Annotated in this window: 11 protein-coding genes; 4 read left to right on the top strand and 7 right to left on the bottom strand. The window is 50.5% G+C overall.

Features of this window, described 5'->3' with window-relative positions; genetic code table 11:
• Positions 1 to 89 precede the first annotated feature (89 nt).
• On the bottom strand, positions 90 to 692 hold the full coding sequence (locus tag EOE65_RS02920; protein ID WP_127692791.1) for a DJ-1/PfpI family protein: 603 nt from the start codon (positions 690 to 692) through the stop codon (positions 90 to 92).
• Positions 693 to 785: 93 nt separating this feature from the next.
• Here EOE65_RS02920 and EOE65_RS02915 point away from each other — a divergent pair, with 93 nt between their 5' ends.
• Complete coding sequence (locus EOE65_RS02915; RefSeq protein ID WP_127692790.1) at positions 786 to 2,108, top strand: aminotransferase-like domain-containing protein; 1,323 nt, start codon at positions 786 to 788, stop codon at positions 2,106 to 2,108.
• Between the two features lie 78 nt (positions 2,109 to 2,186).
• On the opposite strand, the gene fabV is transcribed toward EOE65_RS02915, so the two are convergent.
• The gene (gene fabV / locus EOE65_RS02910; RefSeq protein ID WP_127692789.1) at positions 2,187 to 3,380 is read right to left on the bottom strand and encodes an enoyl-ACP reductase FabV; all 1,194 of its coding nucleotides are present in this window, start codon (positions 3,378 to 3,380) and stop codon (positions 2,187 to 2,189) included.
• Between the two features lie 227 nt (positions 3,381 to 3,607).
• Positions 3,608 to 5,398 (bottom strand): acyl-CoA dehydrogenase, encoded by a 1,791-nt coding sequence (locus EOE65_RS02905; protein WP_127692788.1) that lies wholly within the window; start codon positions 5,396 to 5,398, stop codon positions 3,608 to 3,610.
• 226 nt (positions 5,399 to 5,624) lie between these two features.
• Between EOE65_RS02905 and EOE65_RS02900 the strand changes: the two genes are divergently transcribed.
• Positions 5,625 to 6,059 (top strand): MaoC family dehydratase, encoded by a 435-nt coding sequence (locus tag EOE65_RS02900; RefSeq protein ID WP_127692787.1) that lies wholly within the window; start codon positions 5,625 to 5,627, stop codon positions 6,057 to 6,059.
• A 51-nt stretch (positions 6,060 to 6,110) separates the two neighbouring features.
• On the opposite strand, the gene EOE65_RS02895 is transcribed toward EOE65_RS02900, so the two are convergent.
• Positions 6,111 to 8,033 (bottom strand): putative bifunctional diguanylate cyclase/phosphodiesterase, encoded by a 1,923-nt coding sequence (locus EOE65_RS02895; RefSeq protein WP_127692786.1) that lies wholly within the window; start codon positions 8,031 to 8,033, stop codon positions 6,111 to 6,113.
• Between the two features lie 236 nt (positions 8,034 to 8,269).
• Positions 8,270 to 9,904 (bottom strand): acyl-CoA synthetase, encoded by a 1,635-nt coding sequence (locus EOE65_RS02890; protein WP_127692785.1) that lies wholly within the window; start codon positions 9,902 to 9,904, stop codon positions 8,270 to 8,272.
• Positions 9,905 to 10,111: 207 nt separating this feature from the next.
• Here EOE65_RS02890 and EOE65_RS02885 point away from each other — a divergent pair, with 207 nt between their 5' ends.
• Both EOE65_RS02885 and EOE65_RS02880 read left to right on the top strand, forming a co-directional pair.
• Complete coding sequence (locus tag EOE65_RS02885; protein ID WP_127692784.1) at positions 10,112 to 11,638, top strand: PAS domain-containing sensor histidine kinase; 1,527 nt, start codon at positions 10,112 to 10,114, stop codon at positions 11,636 to 11,638.
• On the top strand, positions 11,638 to 12,252 hold the full coding sequence (locus tag EOE65_RS02880) for a response regulator transcription factor (RefSeq protein ID WP_127692783.1): 615 nt from the start codon (positions 11,638 to 11,640) through the stop codon (positions 12,250 to 12,252). Before EOE65_RS02885 ends, EOE65_RS02880 begins: the two co-directional genes overlap by 1 nt.
• Here EOE65_RS02880 and EOE65_RS02875 read toward each other — a convergent pair.
• Both EOE65_RS02875 and EOE65_RS02870 read right to left on the bottom strand, forming a co-directional pair.
• Complete coding sequence (locus EOE65_RS02875; protein ID WP_127692782.1) at positions 12,230 to 13,027, bottom strand: alpha/beta fold hydrolase; 798 nt, start codon at positions 13,025 to 13,027, stop codon at positions 12,230 to 12,232. The two genes, EOE65_RS02880 and EOE65_RS02875, sit on opposite strands and share 23 nt — an antisense overlap.
• A complete protein-coding gene (locus EOE65_RS02870) occupies positions 13,017 to 13,448 on the bottom strand; it encodes a PaaI family thioesterase (protein WP_127692781.1) in 432 nt (143 codons plus the stop codon). The genes EOE65_RS02875 and EOE65_RS02870 overlap by 11 nt, the downstream gene beginning before the upstream one ends.
• Positions 13,449 to 13,540 lie beyond the last annotated feature (92 nt).

The raw sequence follows: 13,540 nt of genomic DNA, 5'->3' as shown, positions 1-13,540 counted from the left end.
TCACTTTTTTGGGGGCTAATGAGCCCCCTTTTTATTATCCGCTCAGCCGCTTTTAGCTTCTCAGCCTTCAACAAAACCCACAAGCGCACCTAGGTGGGCAGATAGGCACTGACGTTCTCCATCCCGCAAGATACATATCGCTCTTTCTCTCCTACCGGTGCAACGTAGTGCAAAGCTTGGCACGCAGGCTCAACACCGACTAAACGCGCGATAACCCAAAATGCTAAGTATTGCGATGCGAGACATCCACCAGCCGTGGCGATGTTACCCGCAGCTACAAATGGCTGATCCAACACCGTGATATTCCGCTCCTGTACCCAAGGTTTGGTGGTGAGATCAGTGCAAGCAGGCACACCATCTAATAGATCAAGTGCAGAAAGCACCAATGCTCCTGAGCACTGCGCTCCAATCAACTGGCGTGATGGGTCGAGCTTTAGCTGCGCCATAACGGTGTCGTCCAGAATAATATCGCGGGTTTTAATGCCACTACCGACGATTACCGCATCCGCTGTATTGGCCTCTTCAAGAGATATATGGCGCTCCATCACAACGCCATTCATCGACGTTATTCGCGCATCAGGGCTTGCGATGGAAACACGCCAATTCGGCGCTTTCACTTGATTCAAAATACCCAAAGCAATCAACGAGTCGAGCTCGTTAAATCCATCGAAAGTTACGATCGCTATGTGCATGGCTCTATCTCCTATATTAAGGCCCGTTGCGAGTCTGCATTGTATTGCCTAAAATCATGACAATAAAAAAATTGTCATGGATACAATACGAAGATGCCCCGAGCGCGCTATAAACATCTAGTCGATCAATTTGCGGCCGATATCCGCTCAGGCGATTTACCCGCAGGCTCGCAACTGCCTACCCACAGACAGCTCGCCGCCCAAAAAGGCATTGCACTAGTAACTGCTTCAAGAGTTTACAAAGAGCTTGAGGAGATGGGGCTGGTTAGCGGAGAAACAGGCCGCGGCACATTTGTATTATCTGCCAGCCACGGTATCGACCAACCGACCCTGCACGAGGGCATGATTGACCTGAACTTCAATTCGCCTTCATTACCCAACCAAACGGAACTACTGCGCAGCGGTCTTCGACAGCTTGCACTATCGGGCGACTTAGAAGCCTTGCTGCACTATCAACCTCATGCTGGGCGCAAGCATGAACGCGCCATTGTGGCAGGTCATTTAACAAGCCGAGGCCTAAACACAGATGCGGATAATGTTTTGCTCGTTAGCGGCGCACAGCACGGTTTGGCCGTGGCAGCCATGGCTCTGCTAAATCCTGGAGATGTGGTGGCGGTTGATGCGCTGATCTATCCCGGCTTTAAAGTGCTTGCCGATCTACACAAGTTAGAGCTGGTTCCGATTCCTATGCGTGAAGCAGGCCCCGACCTTGATGCGCTTGAACAGCTTTGCCAAAGCCGCCATGTGCGTGCTGTCTATGCAATGCCAACACTGCACAACCCCATGGGCTGGGTGATGAGCTTAGCGCAGCGCGAGAAACTGGTCGCTATTGCCCGTCGCCACTCCCTTACCATCATTGAAGACGCGGCTTACGCATTTCATGCCGACACGCCACCTCCGCCACTGGCTACACTTGCACCCGAGTGCACAATCTATGTTTCCGGCTTATCAAAGAGTATTGCAACCGGCTTACGGGTCGGATTTATAGTTGCCCCAATACCGCTGATTGCTAAGTTAGAGCGGATCATTCGCGCAACCACGTGGAATACTCCAGCGGTGATGACGGCGTTAGCTTGCCGATGGATCGATGACGGCACGGTAGCAAAGTTAGAAGCGCAGAAGCGCCAGGATGCAATGACAAGGCAGTCACTAGCGCGAACCATCCTGTCTGGATTGCATTTTACAGGCCACCCCGCCGCTTACTTTCTGTGGCTTAATCTGCCAGAGGAAACCCGCGCTGATCAGGTCGTTATGGCGTTAATGAAGGCGAACATATCCGTCTCTACGGCGGAGCCTTTCGCAACGACAGATAATCCACCACATGCGATACGCCTAGCCTTGGGGTCTGTCTCTTTAGAGACGCTGGAAAGATCGCTTAAGACCGTACGGCAAGTGATCGCAGATCATTCCTACTGACGACTTCTGGTGGTAAAACGGCCGTGCACAAAAAAGCCCAGCGAAAAGGCTGGGCTTACGGCGATATGACGCTAAAGCTTACAGCGCAATAACATCAAAATCGACGAGCGGTGAAACATCCGCTTCGTAATCCACATTCGCAACGCCGAAGCCGAACAGTTTTAAGAACTCATCTTTGTAGTACGCGTATTCCGTTTCGGCAAACAGGTTATCCGTTGTGATGGTTGGCCACATCGCTTTGCAGCGCGTCTGGATGTCATCACGCAGCTCCCAATCATCCATACGATAACGGCGCTGATCATCAATTTGGCCTGCATCGCCATAAAGACCTGTGCGATAAAGTCGGCTAATTTGCTCAGGACAACCTTCGTGAACCCCTTCCTCTTTCATCACTTTGAAGACCATAGAAAGATAAAGAGGCATAACAGGGATCGCTGAACTTGCTTGCGTTACAACGGACTTCAACACAGCGACGTTGGCCTGACCGCCCTTCTCGCCCAATAGTGCATTAAGGTCGTTAGCTGCATTATCAAGATCTTGCTTCGCTTTACCGAGTGCGCCATCCCAATAGATAGGCCAGGTGATCTCGGTGCCGATGTAACTGTATGCAACCGTTTTGCAGCCTTCTGCCAGTACACCCGCTTCGTTCAGCGCGTTGATCCATAAACGCCAATCATCACCGCCCATTACCGTCACGGTATTGTCGATCTCTTCCTGCGTCGCAGGCTCGATCTCCGCTTCGATAATGACATCTTTGTTGGTGTCGATTGCCGTTGAACGGTATGGCTCGCCGATAGGCTTAAGCGCAGAGCGGACCACTTCTCCTGTATCAGGCAATTTTCTAACAGGCGATGCAAGCGAGTAAACCACTAGATCAATTTGACCTAAGTCCTCTTTGATCAGCTCAATCACTTTATCTTTAGCTTCGTGAGAGAACGCGTCGCCATTAATGCTTTTAGCGTAAAGGCCGTCTTGCTTGGCAAAATGCTCAAACGCAGCAGCATTGTACCAACCAGCCGTGCCTGTCTTTTTCTCTGTACCCGGCTTTTCAAAGAAGACACCGATCGTGGAAGCGCCTGAACCGTATGCAGCTTCAATGCGTGAGCACAAACCATAACCACTGGATGCGCCGACCACTAATACACGCTTAGGGCCGTTTTCAATCGCGCCTTGCTGCTTAACATGCTCGATCTGCTGACGAACATTCTCATAGCAGCCAGTAGGATGGGTTGTGGTACAGATGAAACCACGAATTTTCGGTTTAATGATCATGGTTGAGGGAGTCTCGTTCAGTTACTGATTTGATTTTTATGGGGGTATCTTACCTGAAATCAAGCCACATATCAGGCATCAACAAGACATAGCGCACACCTGCAGTCAGATGCATCCAAGCGCAGCATTACCCATGAATGACCTTCCTACACGTAACACTTGCCGTACACGACGCCAAAACAAAAACACCCGCCGTAGCGGGTGTTTTAGATGGCTTGCACTGCTTATCAGCTAAAAGCGCTCTCTAAGTGCTCATCGCTAGCCGCAAGGATCGCTTCGCTACCCGCATCCGCCATTGGCGCGTACGCTAAGTGACGTGGCAGGATCTGATCCACGTAGAACAGCGCAGTAAGCTGCTTAGATTCTAGGTAAGGATCGTTATCGCCACCGGCTTGTTGTTGCTCGGCTGCAAGCGCTGCACGCAGCAGTTCCCATGCGCCGCACACTGTGCCCATCAGCATCATGTAGTTGTATGCTGAAGACGCAGAGAACAAGGGGTCGTCGCCAGTAGCAAGAAGCTTGTCAGTGCTTGCCTGAGCAACATCAAGTGCTGCTGCAAGCGCTTGTGCTGCCGATGCGAAACGGGCAGAACCTGCTGCAGCTTCAACTGTCGCGCGCATTTCAGACATCAATGCAGTGGCTGCTTGGCCTTGATCCACTAGCGTTTTACGCCCCACCAGATCCAGTGCTTGGATACCGTTAGTACCTTCATAGATTGGCAAGATACGTGCATCACGATAGTGCTGAGCAGCACCGGTTTCTTCGATGTAGCCCATGCCACCATGGACCTGAACGCCCAACGATGTGACCTCTTGAGCAAACTCAGTACACCAGCCTTTCACGATCGGAGTAAGGTAAGCTGCGCGGGCCTTCTCTAGTTTAGCTTGCGCTGCATCCTCAGAGCTGTGAGCGAAGTCCAAGCTCGCACATGCGTCATATGTCAGCGCACGGCCTGCTTCAGTGAGTGCTTTCATCGTCATTAACATGCGGCGTACGTCTGGATGGCGCAGAATAGGCCCTGCTTCTTTATGGCCAACTGCTTTACCTTGGGTACGATCACCCGCATACCATAACGCTTGCTGATAAGCGCGCTCAGAGATCGCAACGCCTTGCAGGCCAACCGCGAGGCGCGCGTTGTTCATCATGGTGAACATGCACGCTAAGCCTTTACCCTCTTCACCCACTAGATAACCGATAGCGCCCTCTTTCTCGCCAAACGCCATCACACAGGTCGGGCTAGCATGAATACCTAGTTTGTGCTCGATAGACGCAACTTGAACATCGTTGCGCTCACCCAAAGAGCCATCGTCATTAACAAGAAACTTTGGAACCACGAACAAAGAGATACCACGAACACCCTCAGGTGCTCCCGGCAGGCGCGCCAGCACTAAATGAATAATGTTCTCTGCCATCTCATGGTCACCCCATGTGATGAAGATTTTCTGGCCCGTGATGCGATAGTGATCACCCTCAGGCTCCGCCTTCGAGCGCACGACAGAAAGATCAGAACCTGCATTGGGCTCTGTGAGGTTCATCGTTCCTGTCCACTCGCCACTGATAAGCTGCGGTAAGTAGCGGTTTTTCAGCTCATCGTTAGCGTTTAGGTAGAGTGCTTCTACAGCACCTTGGCTGAGCAATGGGCATAAGCCCCAAGCCATGTTTGCTGCTTGCCACATCTCCATCACTGGAATAGATAAAGAGTAGGGTAGCCCCTGTCCGCCATATTCAGGATCGAACTGTAGCGAGCCCCAACCGCCTTCAGCAAACTGCTGGTAGGCTTGGCCAAACTCTTGCGGGATGCCAACACGGCCATCTTCAAGCGTTAAACCTTGCTGGTCACCAATCTCGTTCGTGGGTGCGATCACTTCTGCTGCAACTCGGCCAGCCTCCTCTAAGATGGCACTAACCATATCTGGGGTTGCATCAGCAAAACGCTCAGTCGTTGCGAGTTGCGGCATGCGTGAGATGTTATCCAGAACAAACTGCATATCCTTTACGGGAGCTTTGTAATCCGCCATGTCTTCTCTCTCTGATATCCATCAATCATCGGGCTCCCCCGCTTTGTCGAACATATGACTAAAACAAAGTAGGGGTATTCACTTATACCCCTATCTTACTGAAATTTATTCGGGAATTCTTGTACTACTTTCGATAAAGTAGCGCTTTTTATTGCTTAGCCCTGTTTTCTAACGAAAAAGTGCTTTGTAATTCTATTTTTAGCGACAGATTCAAACGAGGTTTCTCATGCAAGAGTTACACGGTTATTACCTAGAGGACTTAGAGGTCGGAATGGCGGCGTCTTATGCAAAAACCATTTCAGAGGCCGATGTGGTGCTCTTTGCTGGGATATCTGGTGACGACAACCCGGTTCACGTCAACGAAGAGTATGCAGCACAAACACCGTTCAAGCGCCGAATTGTGCATGGGATGTTCAGTGCAGCGTTGATTTCAACCGTTGCTGGAACGCGCCTGCCCGGGCCGGGCGCTATCTACGTTGATCAGCAGATCAAATTTAAAGCACCGGTGTACATTGGTGATACAGCCAAAGCAACGCTCACCATCACCGCCGTTGATCAACGCCGCCGCCGAGTCAAAGCAAAAACAGATGTTCATGTTGGCGAAAAGTTAGTGGCAACAGGCGAAGCAACCTTTATGGTTGATAGCAAGCCGAGCGAGTGATTGTCAAACCTTTTAACGGTGGCTAAGCGCCTTTAGCCACCAAGGAGAGGCCTAAACCGTCATGCACTGTTTAATGTGCTTACCGTAGAACATTTGGCAGCCAAGCTTTTTGAGGGTCTGCTCTTGATCTGCATCTGACACGCCTTCGGCCATCGTCTTCAGATTCAACTGGCTCGCAATATTCAGAAGCGACAACGCGATAGGTAAGCCACCTTTATCTAAGTCATCAACGATCTGCTTATCAAGCTTAATATGCGTGAGCGGCAGCTGGTATAGCAGAGTCAGCGGTGTTCCGCCTGAACAGAAGCCCCCCAAGGCAAACTGAACTCCTCGCTGACTAAAGCGCTGCATCACCTCAACCGCACAATCGATATCAACAAGATCATCGGCATCAACCAGCTCCAACAAGATGCGCGGAGCCAACTCCGGCGCTTCATCTAACTGCTGCAGTGCAGAGGAGACGAAACTATCGTTTTGCAGCTGCCGTAACGACACTTTCAGCATTAGCTGAGACTGCTTACCTTTTGCTCGCCAAGTTGCAAGCTGCTCACGAGCAAGTTCAAACTGATGTAGATACAGCTGAATCATCATGCCGTTTTCTTCAGCGATGGGATAAAACGTATCAGGAGAAAGGTTGCCTAATTTATCGCTGTGCCAGATCAGTTCTCCCACATACGCAGAAGAGAGGTTTCCATCCAGCGCCGCCAAAGGGGCAAGCTGCAACGACAGCGCTCGACTTTCAAACGCCTTCGCAATAGTGCTGCGCATCACCTGACGCTGGTGAATCGCATCCGTCATCGAACGTGAGAAATACTCAATCCGGCTTTTCCCATGACCTTTCGCCTGATACATCGCCGCATCTGCGTGACGTAAAATCGCATCAACCGCTCCGCCATCTTGCGGGTAGCGCGCCGCGCCAATACTTGCGGTCACCGTAAACATGCCAAGCCCCGTGATATCAAACGGCTCACGCACCGCCTGCAGCACTTGGTCTCCTAAACGTTCCACATCTGCCAGCTGTACATCGGGGTGAATCAGCAGGAACTCATCACCTCCTAAGCGTGCGATCGCCATCGCACCGTCAAAGCGATACTGCAACCGATCTGCAAGCGCTTTGAGGAGGCGGTCGCCCTTCTCATGGCCATAAAAATCATTGATGGTTTTAAAGTTATCAAGATCGAGAAAGAACAGGCTGAACTCTTGCTGATCTTCTGCAAGACTCTCTAGGCGCTTCATCACACCGTATCGATTCAACAGACCGGTGAGCGGATCCATGATCGCCAGATGACGGTGGTAGATCTCTGTCTGCTTACGCTCAGTAATGTCGTTCTGGCGCACGGCAAACAAAGGCTTGCGGCTATTTCGGTTAATACGCAGCTGGACGTTATGCCAACGGCCACCATTGGGGGTTGGCAAGAATAGCTCGCGTTCGATATGGCCTTCCTCTCGAACGGCAGCTAATAACTCTTTGGCTTGTGCAGCAGATGAAAACAGCGCCTCGAAGCGATCCAGCTCTTTGCCGTATAGATCAGTGAACATCGGGTTGGCACTCATCAGTGCGCCATCTAAGTTCCACAAGGAAGCAACGGTCGCGGCAGAGTGAACGGATAGTTCCGTTTCTAGGAGATCTTTTGTAACCAGGCTCTGCACCATCATCGCGGCGCGCCCATCTGCTAGCTCAATACCGGAAAAACAGCAATACGCTTCTTTACGTATTCCCCGTGGAAACATCGTCCACCACTGCTTGTAAACGGCACCATCACGAAAGTTGTCGAGATCACCTTCTAGCAGTGCATAAACTGCGTCAGACATGTTTTCGCGGAAGTCTCGCTGGCAGAGTTCATCCAGTGACTCTGATTCCCAAAAGTCGAGAGCTTGTACATTGGCCCAGTGAATACGATATTTCTGCACATCGTAAACCCAAATCGCATTATGCAAGTCAGTGAGGGCATTTAGATCTCTCTCTTTGTACACCTGTATTAGTTCCTTTAAATCAGATTACCGCGAAATCAGCGCTACTATACCACCGAAGCCGCAACAGGCGGGACTTTTACATCAGCAGTTTTTAACAAGCGTTTGAATTTATTAAAGTTGCGTAATTATAGAACATCTCATAAGAGATGAAGCCACCTGCACCAAAAAGCAAAAATTACGTGCGCCAGAACGAAAAACGGCGCCACATAGCGCCGTTTTGTCTCTCATAACGCCGCTTATGACTCGTTAGCTTGGTTACGCAATAGAAACTTTTGGATCTTCCCTGTCGATGTTTTTGGTAAATCACCGAATACAATCTTCTTCGGTGCTTTGAAGTGCGCCATGTTATCGCGGCAGAAATCGATAATCTCTTGCTCAGCCACATCAACCCCTTCCTTAACCTTGATAAAGGCACAGGGTACTTCGCCCCACTTCTCATCAGCTTTCGCAACAACCGCCGCTTCCATAACGGCATTATGGCGATATAAAACATCTTCAACTTCAATGCTAGAGATATTCTCACCACCCGAGATAATAATATCTTTAGAGCGGTCCTTAATCTCGATGTAGCCATCTTGATGCCATACCGCAAGATCCCCCGAGTGGAACCACCCACCCGCGAAAGACTCATCCGTCGTTGACGGGTTCTTCAAGTAACCTTTCATGACCAAGTTGCCACGCATAAAGATCTCACCGATGGTTTTACCATCTTGAGGAACCGGCTCCATCGTTTCTGGATCAGCAACCATCAACCCCTCTTGCATCGGAGCTTTGACGCCTTGGCGAGCTTTAAGCCGTGCTTTCTCTTCTAGTGGCTTATCTGACCACTCATCATGCCACGCGCATACTACCGATGGGCCATACGTCTCAGTCAGGCCGTAAACATGCGTCACCTCAAAGCCCATCTCTTCCATGCCTTGGATAACCGCCGCCGGTGGCGCAGCGCCCGCAGTCATCACTTTAACCTGATGATTAATACCCTGCTTCATCTCATCCGGTGAGTTGTTCAGCATATTAAGCACGATTGGCGCGCCGCAGAAGTGGTCAACCCCATTCTCTTTAATCGCAGCATAGATATCGTCAGCTTTAACATGACGTAATGAAACACTGACGCCAGCAGCGGCAGCAATCGACCACGGGAAGCACCAACCGTTGCAGTGGAACATGGGCAGTGTCCACAGATAAACAGGGTGCGCTCCCATGTGCCAGGACACAATATTACTCACTGCATTGAGGTATGCACCACGGTGGTGATACACCACCCCTTTCGGATTCCCCGTCGTACCTGAGGTATAGTTCAACGTGATGGCATCCCACTCATCCTTGGGCTGCTGCCAAGCATAATCAGCATCACCGGATGCAATAAACGCCTCATAATCCATCGCGCCGATCAGCTCGCCCCCTTCATAGTAAGGATCGTCGATATCGATCACCAACGGCGATGTGCCCGCCATTTTTACGGCTTTCGAAACCACTTCGGAGAACTCACGATCAACAATAACGACCTTTGATTCAGCATGCTGAAGAATAAACGCGATCGCTTCGGCATCTAGGCGAATGTTAATTGCATTTAACACCGCACCCGCCATTGGTACACCAAAGTGCGCTTCAAACACCTCGGGTAAGTTAGGTGCTACGACAGATACCGTATCACCTTCGCCAACACCGGCTTTTACCAATGCGCTAGCTAACTGACGCGTACGCTGATATGTCTGCGCCCAGTTTCGGGTTGTGTCTTGATGAATAACAGCCGTGCGTTCGGGGTACACTGCCGCAGCACGTTCAATAAACGACAGCGGACTTAACGCTGCATAGTTCGCACTGTTTTTCTCTAAACCCATTGAGTAAGGAGTGTGATTATTATGTGTCATTATTTTGCGCCTTCAATACTCTTAACTAACGATAAAAACACGGGTTTATACCTAGCCGCTGAGCGCTATATGTCTTAAATCGAGCTAAACAGCATCCATAAATCCGCTTACCCTTTCGCATGATACGCAGTTTCCCTTATTACACAACCTAACCGAAAGTCATAAGATATTCGGCTTCAAACGCGAGTATGAAAACTGGGTAACGCAATGTGGGACGCTACAGAAAACCAAGATCAGCTATCTGTTTGCCAAGAGGAAGCCGACCGTTATCGCCTGATGGCGGAGCAATCAACGGATATGATCTCACGTCATACCGCAACGCTTGATTGGACCTACATCGACGTAAACCCAGCAGTTGAGAAGATTTTGGGCTACCACCCAGAGGAGATTATTGGCACTCGCGGCTACGATCTGTTTCATCCTGATGATGCTGACAACTTAAAAAAGCGAGCAGACTCCGTCAAATATCGCGAGGGTATGTATACCAATACCTATCGCTATCGCCACAAGGAAGGCCACTACATCTGGCTTGAGACCACCAGCCGCACAATTCGTGAGGAGGACGGCACCCCGCTTGAAGTGATTTGTGTGTCCCGTGACGTAACCGAGCGCGAAATGGCACAGCAAGCCATTCGTCGTTTGGCACGCGTCGTGGAAGCGTCCAGCGATATGATTATGTTCTGTAACCACAATACGATGCGCCTGACCTACATGAATGAGTCGGCCTATCACACGCTGGGTACCGAAAAAGAGAAACCGATTGCGCTCTATCTGCCGCAAATTTTTAGCGAGGACAACTTCAACACCCTCGTACAAGATGCGCTCAGCCATGCCGCCGCTCACGGCACATGGTACGGCAGTATTCCTGTGCAAGTACCCGAAAACCACGAGCGTATCGCAGAAATTCGCGAAGTGATTGCCCATCGAAATCGCACCGAGAACATGCAAGTAGAGTACTACTCGATCATCGGCCGGGACATCACCCTCAAACGCCGCGCCGAAGAGCAAGCAAAACGACAGCAGCTAGAGATGGCGCACATGTCGCGTTTGCTGTCGGTGGGCGAGATGGCAACAGGGCTTGCCCACGAGATTAATCAGCCACTTGGCGCTATTTTAAACTATTGCCGCGGCACGCTGCGTCGTCTTGAAGAGGGGCACACCCAGGAGAACTTCGAGCAGATCACTCACTCAATGCAGTTGATCACACGACAAGCCAAGCGAGCAGCAGAGATCGTCAAACGAATGCGCAGCTTCGTTAAACGTACCGAGTATCAACGGATTGAGTTCTCAGTAAACGAATCTTGTACAGATATTGCAGGCTTTTTGCACCAAGAAGCAGTGGATCACGATATCACATTTGAGTTTGATCTAGACCCAAGCGACCCCAAACTCTTGGCTGACAAAATCCAGATAGAACAGGTATTACTTAATCTAATGCGCAACGCCATCGAGGCGTATAATGAGTCGGAACATACCGAACGCCCCGTGCGTATTTGTTCGAAGTTCAAGAGCGGCTATATTTATATTACTGTCAGCGATGAAGCCTCGGGCATTACTGTTGAAGAGCTTGGTACGTTATTCGAGCCTTTCACGACGTCTAAATCCTCTGGGCTAGGCATGGGCCTGGCAATCTCACAAACAATAATAGAAACCCACGGCGGGCAGCTATGGGCAGAAAGTGACGGAAAAACCGGCACCCAGTTTCACTTTAAAGTACCGGTAAGGGCAAATTAATGACACAAAGAGTTAGTGGAACCGTTTTTATTGTCGATGACGACAACGACTTTCGTGATTCGATGAAATGGCTACTTGAAGCCGACAATTTTCATGTGGTTGGCTTCAGCTCCGCACATGACTTCTTAGACCGCTATGACGGTGAAATGGGCTGTATGCTGCTCGATATCCGAATGCCTGAAATTAACGGGCTGGCGTTACAGCAAATTATGATTGAGCGCGGTATCAAACTACCTATCATCATTATCAGTGGCCATGGCGATATTCCAATGGCTGTCAATGCGATGAAAAACGGCGCCTTAGACTTTATCGAAAAGCCGTTCGACGATGAGGTGCTGCTGCGCTTAGTCGAGCAAGGTTTACAGCGCGCCGATGATATGTTTAAAGACAGCAACGAGCTAAAAGTTATTCGCAGCTATTACGCCTCGCTGAGCAAACGCGAGAAAGAGGTTATGGCGCTTGTGGTTGGTGGTAAGTCAAACCGCGAAATAGCCGAAGAGCTGGGAATCAGCCCCAAAACAGTCGAGGTGCATCGTGCTCGTGTCATGAGCAAGATGCGGGCAGAAAATCTGCCCGTGCTCGTTCAACAAGCTAACCGCTTAAACGTTGCATAAATTGGCTAACCGCCGTTAAAAATGGCTCACGTGCTTCGAACTGTGGCACGTGGCCGCAACTCTCAAGAAAAAGCGGCTCAGCGCGCGGGCCGATGCCTTCGCAAATATCTGTTACTTGCTCCGGTACGCCATACTGGTCTTGTCTACCTTGTATAATTAGCGCTTCACAGAGAATGCGAGGCAGCCAAGGTCGATAATCCATTGGAGCTTTACGCTCACGCAACCACGTCTCTGACCATGCCCGAAAAATAGTGTCGGTCCGCTCGCCATGGTATTTAGCTAACCGCGCTGGCAAGTCTGTGGTTTGATAACGCTCAACCGCTTCGATAATCCCCGCTGTCGTAAGGTGGTCAATGTAGATGTGTGCCGCTGCAGTGACAACACCCACTACTTTTTCAGGCAATGTCGCGGCCCCTATCAATGCGATTGAGCCACCATCACTGTGTCCTAGCAACACACATCGCTGGATATCTAGCACCTCCAACAGGCGTGGCAGCCACACTTCTCCTTCGTGTACGAGATAATCGTCATCACGCGGCAAGGAGATTGGCGTCGAGCAGCCATAGCCCTGACGCTCGTAAACCAGCACATCATGCCCCGTCAACTCGGCGAGTTGCTCTGGAATATCTTTCCACATTGCAATACAGCCAAGCGCCTCGTGCAACAAGATGATCACCGGCTGACTCGGATCTTGATCGTCGTGACGACCAAACTTCACACCCAGCTCGATACCGTGTCCTACCGCTACTCGTGTCTCTTGCCATCTAACGGCCATGTTTTTCCTCTGGAATCGAATAGGTCATAGTAACGTGGGCGACAGGGTCGTCCTCGCCTCTTGAGTTAATGTAAACTTCGCCTACCGCGAGGCGCTTGCCTACTTTTAAGAGCTCCGCTCGCGCCAGGATATCTCCGTCGGCTTTTGGCTTGCGCAAGAAGTTAATATTTAAATTAATAGTCACCGCTAATGCGACAGGCCCTATCTGGCTTAGCAAAGCAGCATACATCGCAATATCAGCCAACCCCATCATGGCGGGGCCAGATACCGTGCCGCCCGGTCTTAAATGAAGGTCTGACACTGGCAAGCGCATTTCAGCCCATCCATCGCCCAGTTGTTCAAGCACTCCCCACTGCTCTCCCTGCGGAAACTGCTCGTTGAGAAACGCCTGCATCTCAGCAAAGTTCATCACTTGCGCCATATGATCTATCCCGTTCGTTGAAATTCCCAAAGCGAAGATTTGGCTTTTTATCTGTATGGTTCAGCGCTAGCGCTACCAAGCCGGAGCGCCCT

This window comes from Neptunomonas marina (genome assembly GCF_004005935.1).
Taxonomy (GTDB): Bacteria; Pseudomonadota; Gammaproteobacteria; order Pseudomonadales; family Balneatricaceae; genus Neptunomonas; species Neptunomonas marina.
The sequence above is the reverse complement of the archived record's forward strand: the minus strand, read 5'-3'. Positions and strand labels throughout refer to the sequence as shown.

Excerpts from the sequence above, each read along its gene's own strand:
- EOE65_RS02920 (WP_127692791.1), bottom strand. The coding sequence starts at position 692 with ATGCACATAGCGATCGTAACTTTCGATGGATTTAACGAGCTCGACTCG.
- EOE65_RS02915 (WP_127692790.1), top strand. The coding sequence starts at position 786 with ATGCCCCGAGCGCGCTATAAACATCTAGTCGATCAATTTGCGGCCGAT.
- fabV (WP_127692789.1), bottom strand. The coding sequence starts at position 3,380 with ATGATCATTAAACCGAAAATTCGTGGTTTCATCTGTACCACAACCCAT.
- EOE65_RS02905 (WP_127692788.1), bottom strand. The coding sequence starts at position 5,398 with ATGGCGGATTACAAAGCTCCCGTAAAGGATATGCAGTTTGTTCTGGAT.
- EOE65_RS02900 (WP_127692787.1), top strand. The coding sequence starts at position 5,625 with ATGCAAGAGTTACACGGTTATTACCTAGAGGACTTAGAGGTCGGAATG.
- EOE65_RS02890 (WP_127692785.1), bottom strand. The coding sequence starts at position 9,904 with ATGACACATAATAATCACACTCCTTACTCAATGGGTTTAGAGAAAAAC.
- EOE65_RS02885 (WP_127692784.1), top strand. The coding sequence starts at position 10,112 with ATGTGGGACGCTACAGAAAACCAAGATCAGCTATCTGTTTGCCAAGAG.
- EOE65_RS02880 (WP_127692783.1), top strand. The coding sequence starts at position 11,638 with ATGACACAAAGAGTTAGTGGAACCGTTTTTATTGTCGATGACGACAAC.
- EOE65_RS02875 (WP_127692782.1), bottom strand. The coding sequence starts at position 13,027 with ATGGCCGTTAGATGGCAAGAGACACGAGTAGCGGTAGGACACGGTATC.
- EOE65_RS02870 (WP_127692781.1), bottom strand. The coding sequence starts at position 13,448 with ATGGCGCAAGTGATGAACTTTGCTGAGATGCAGGCGTTTCTCAACGAG.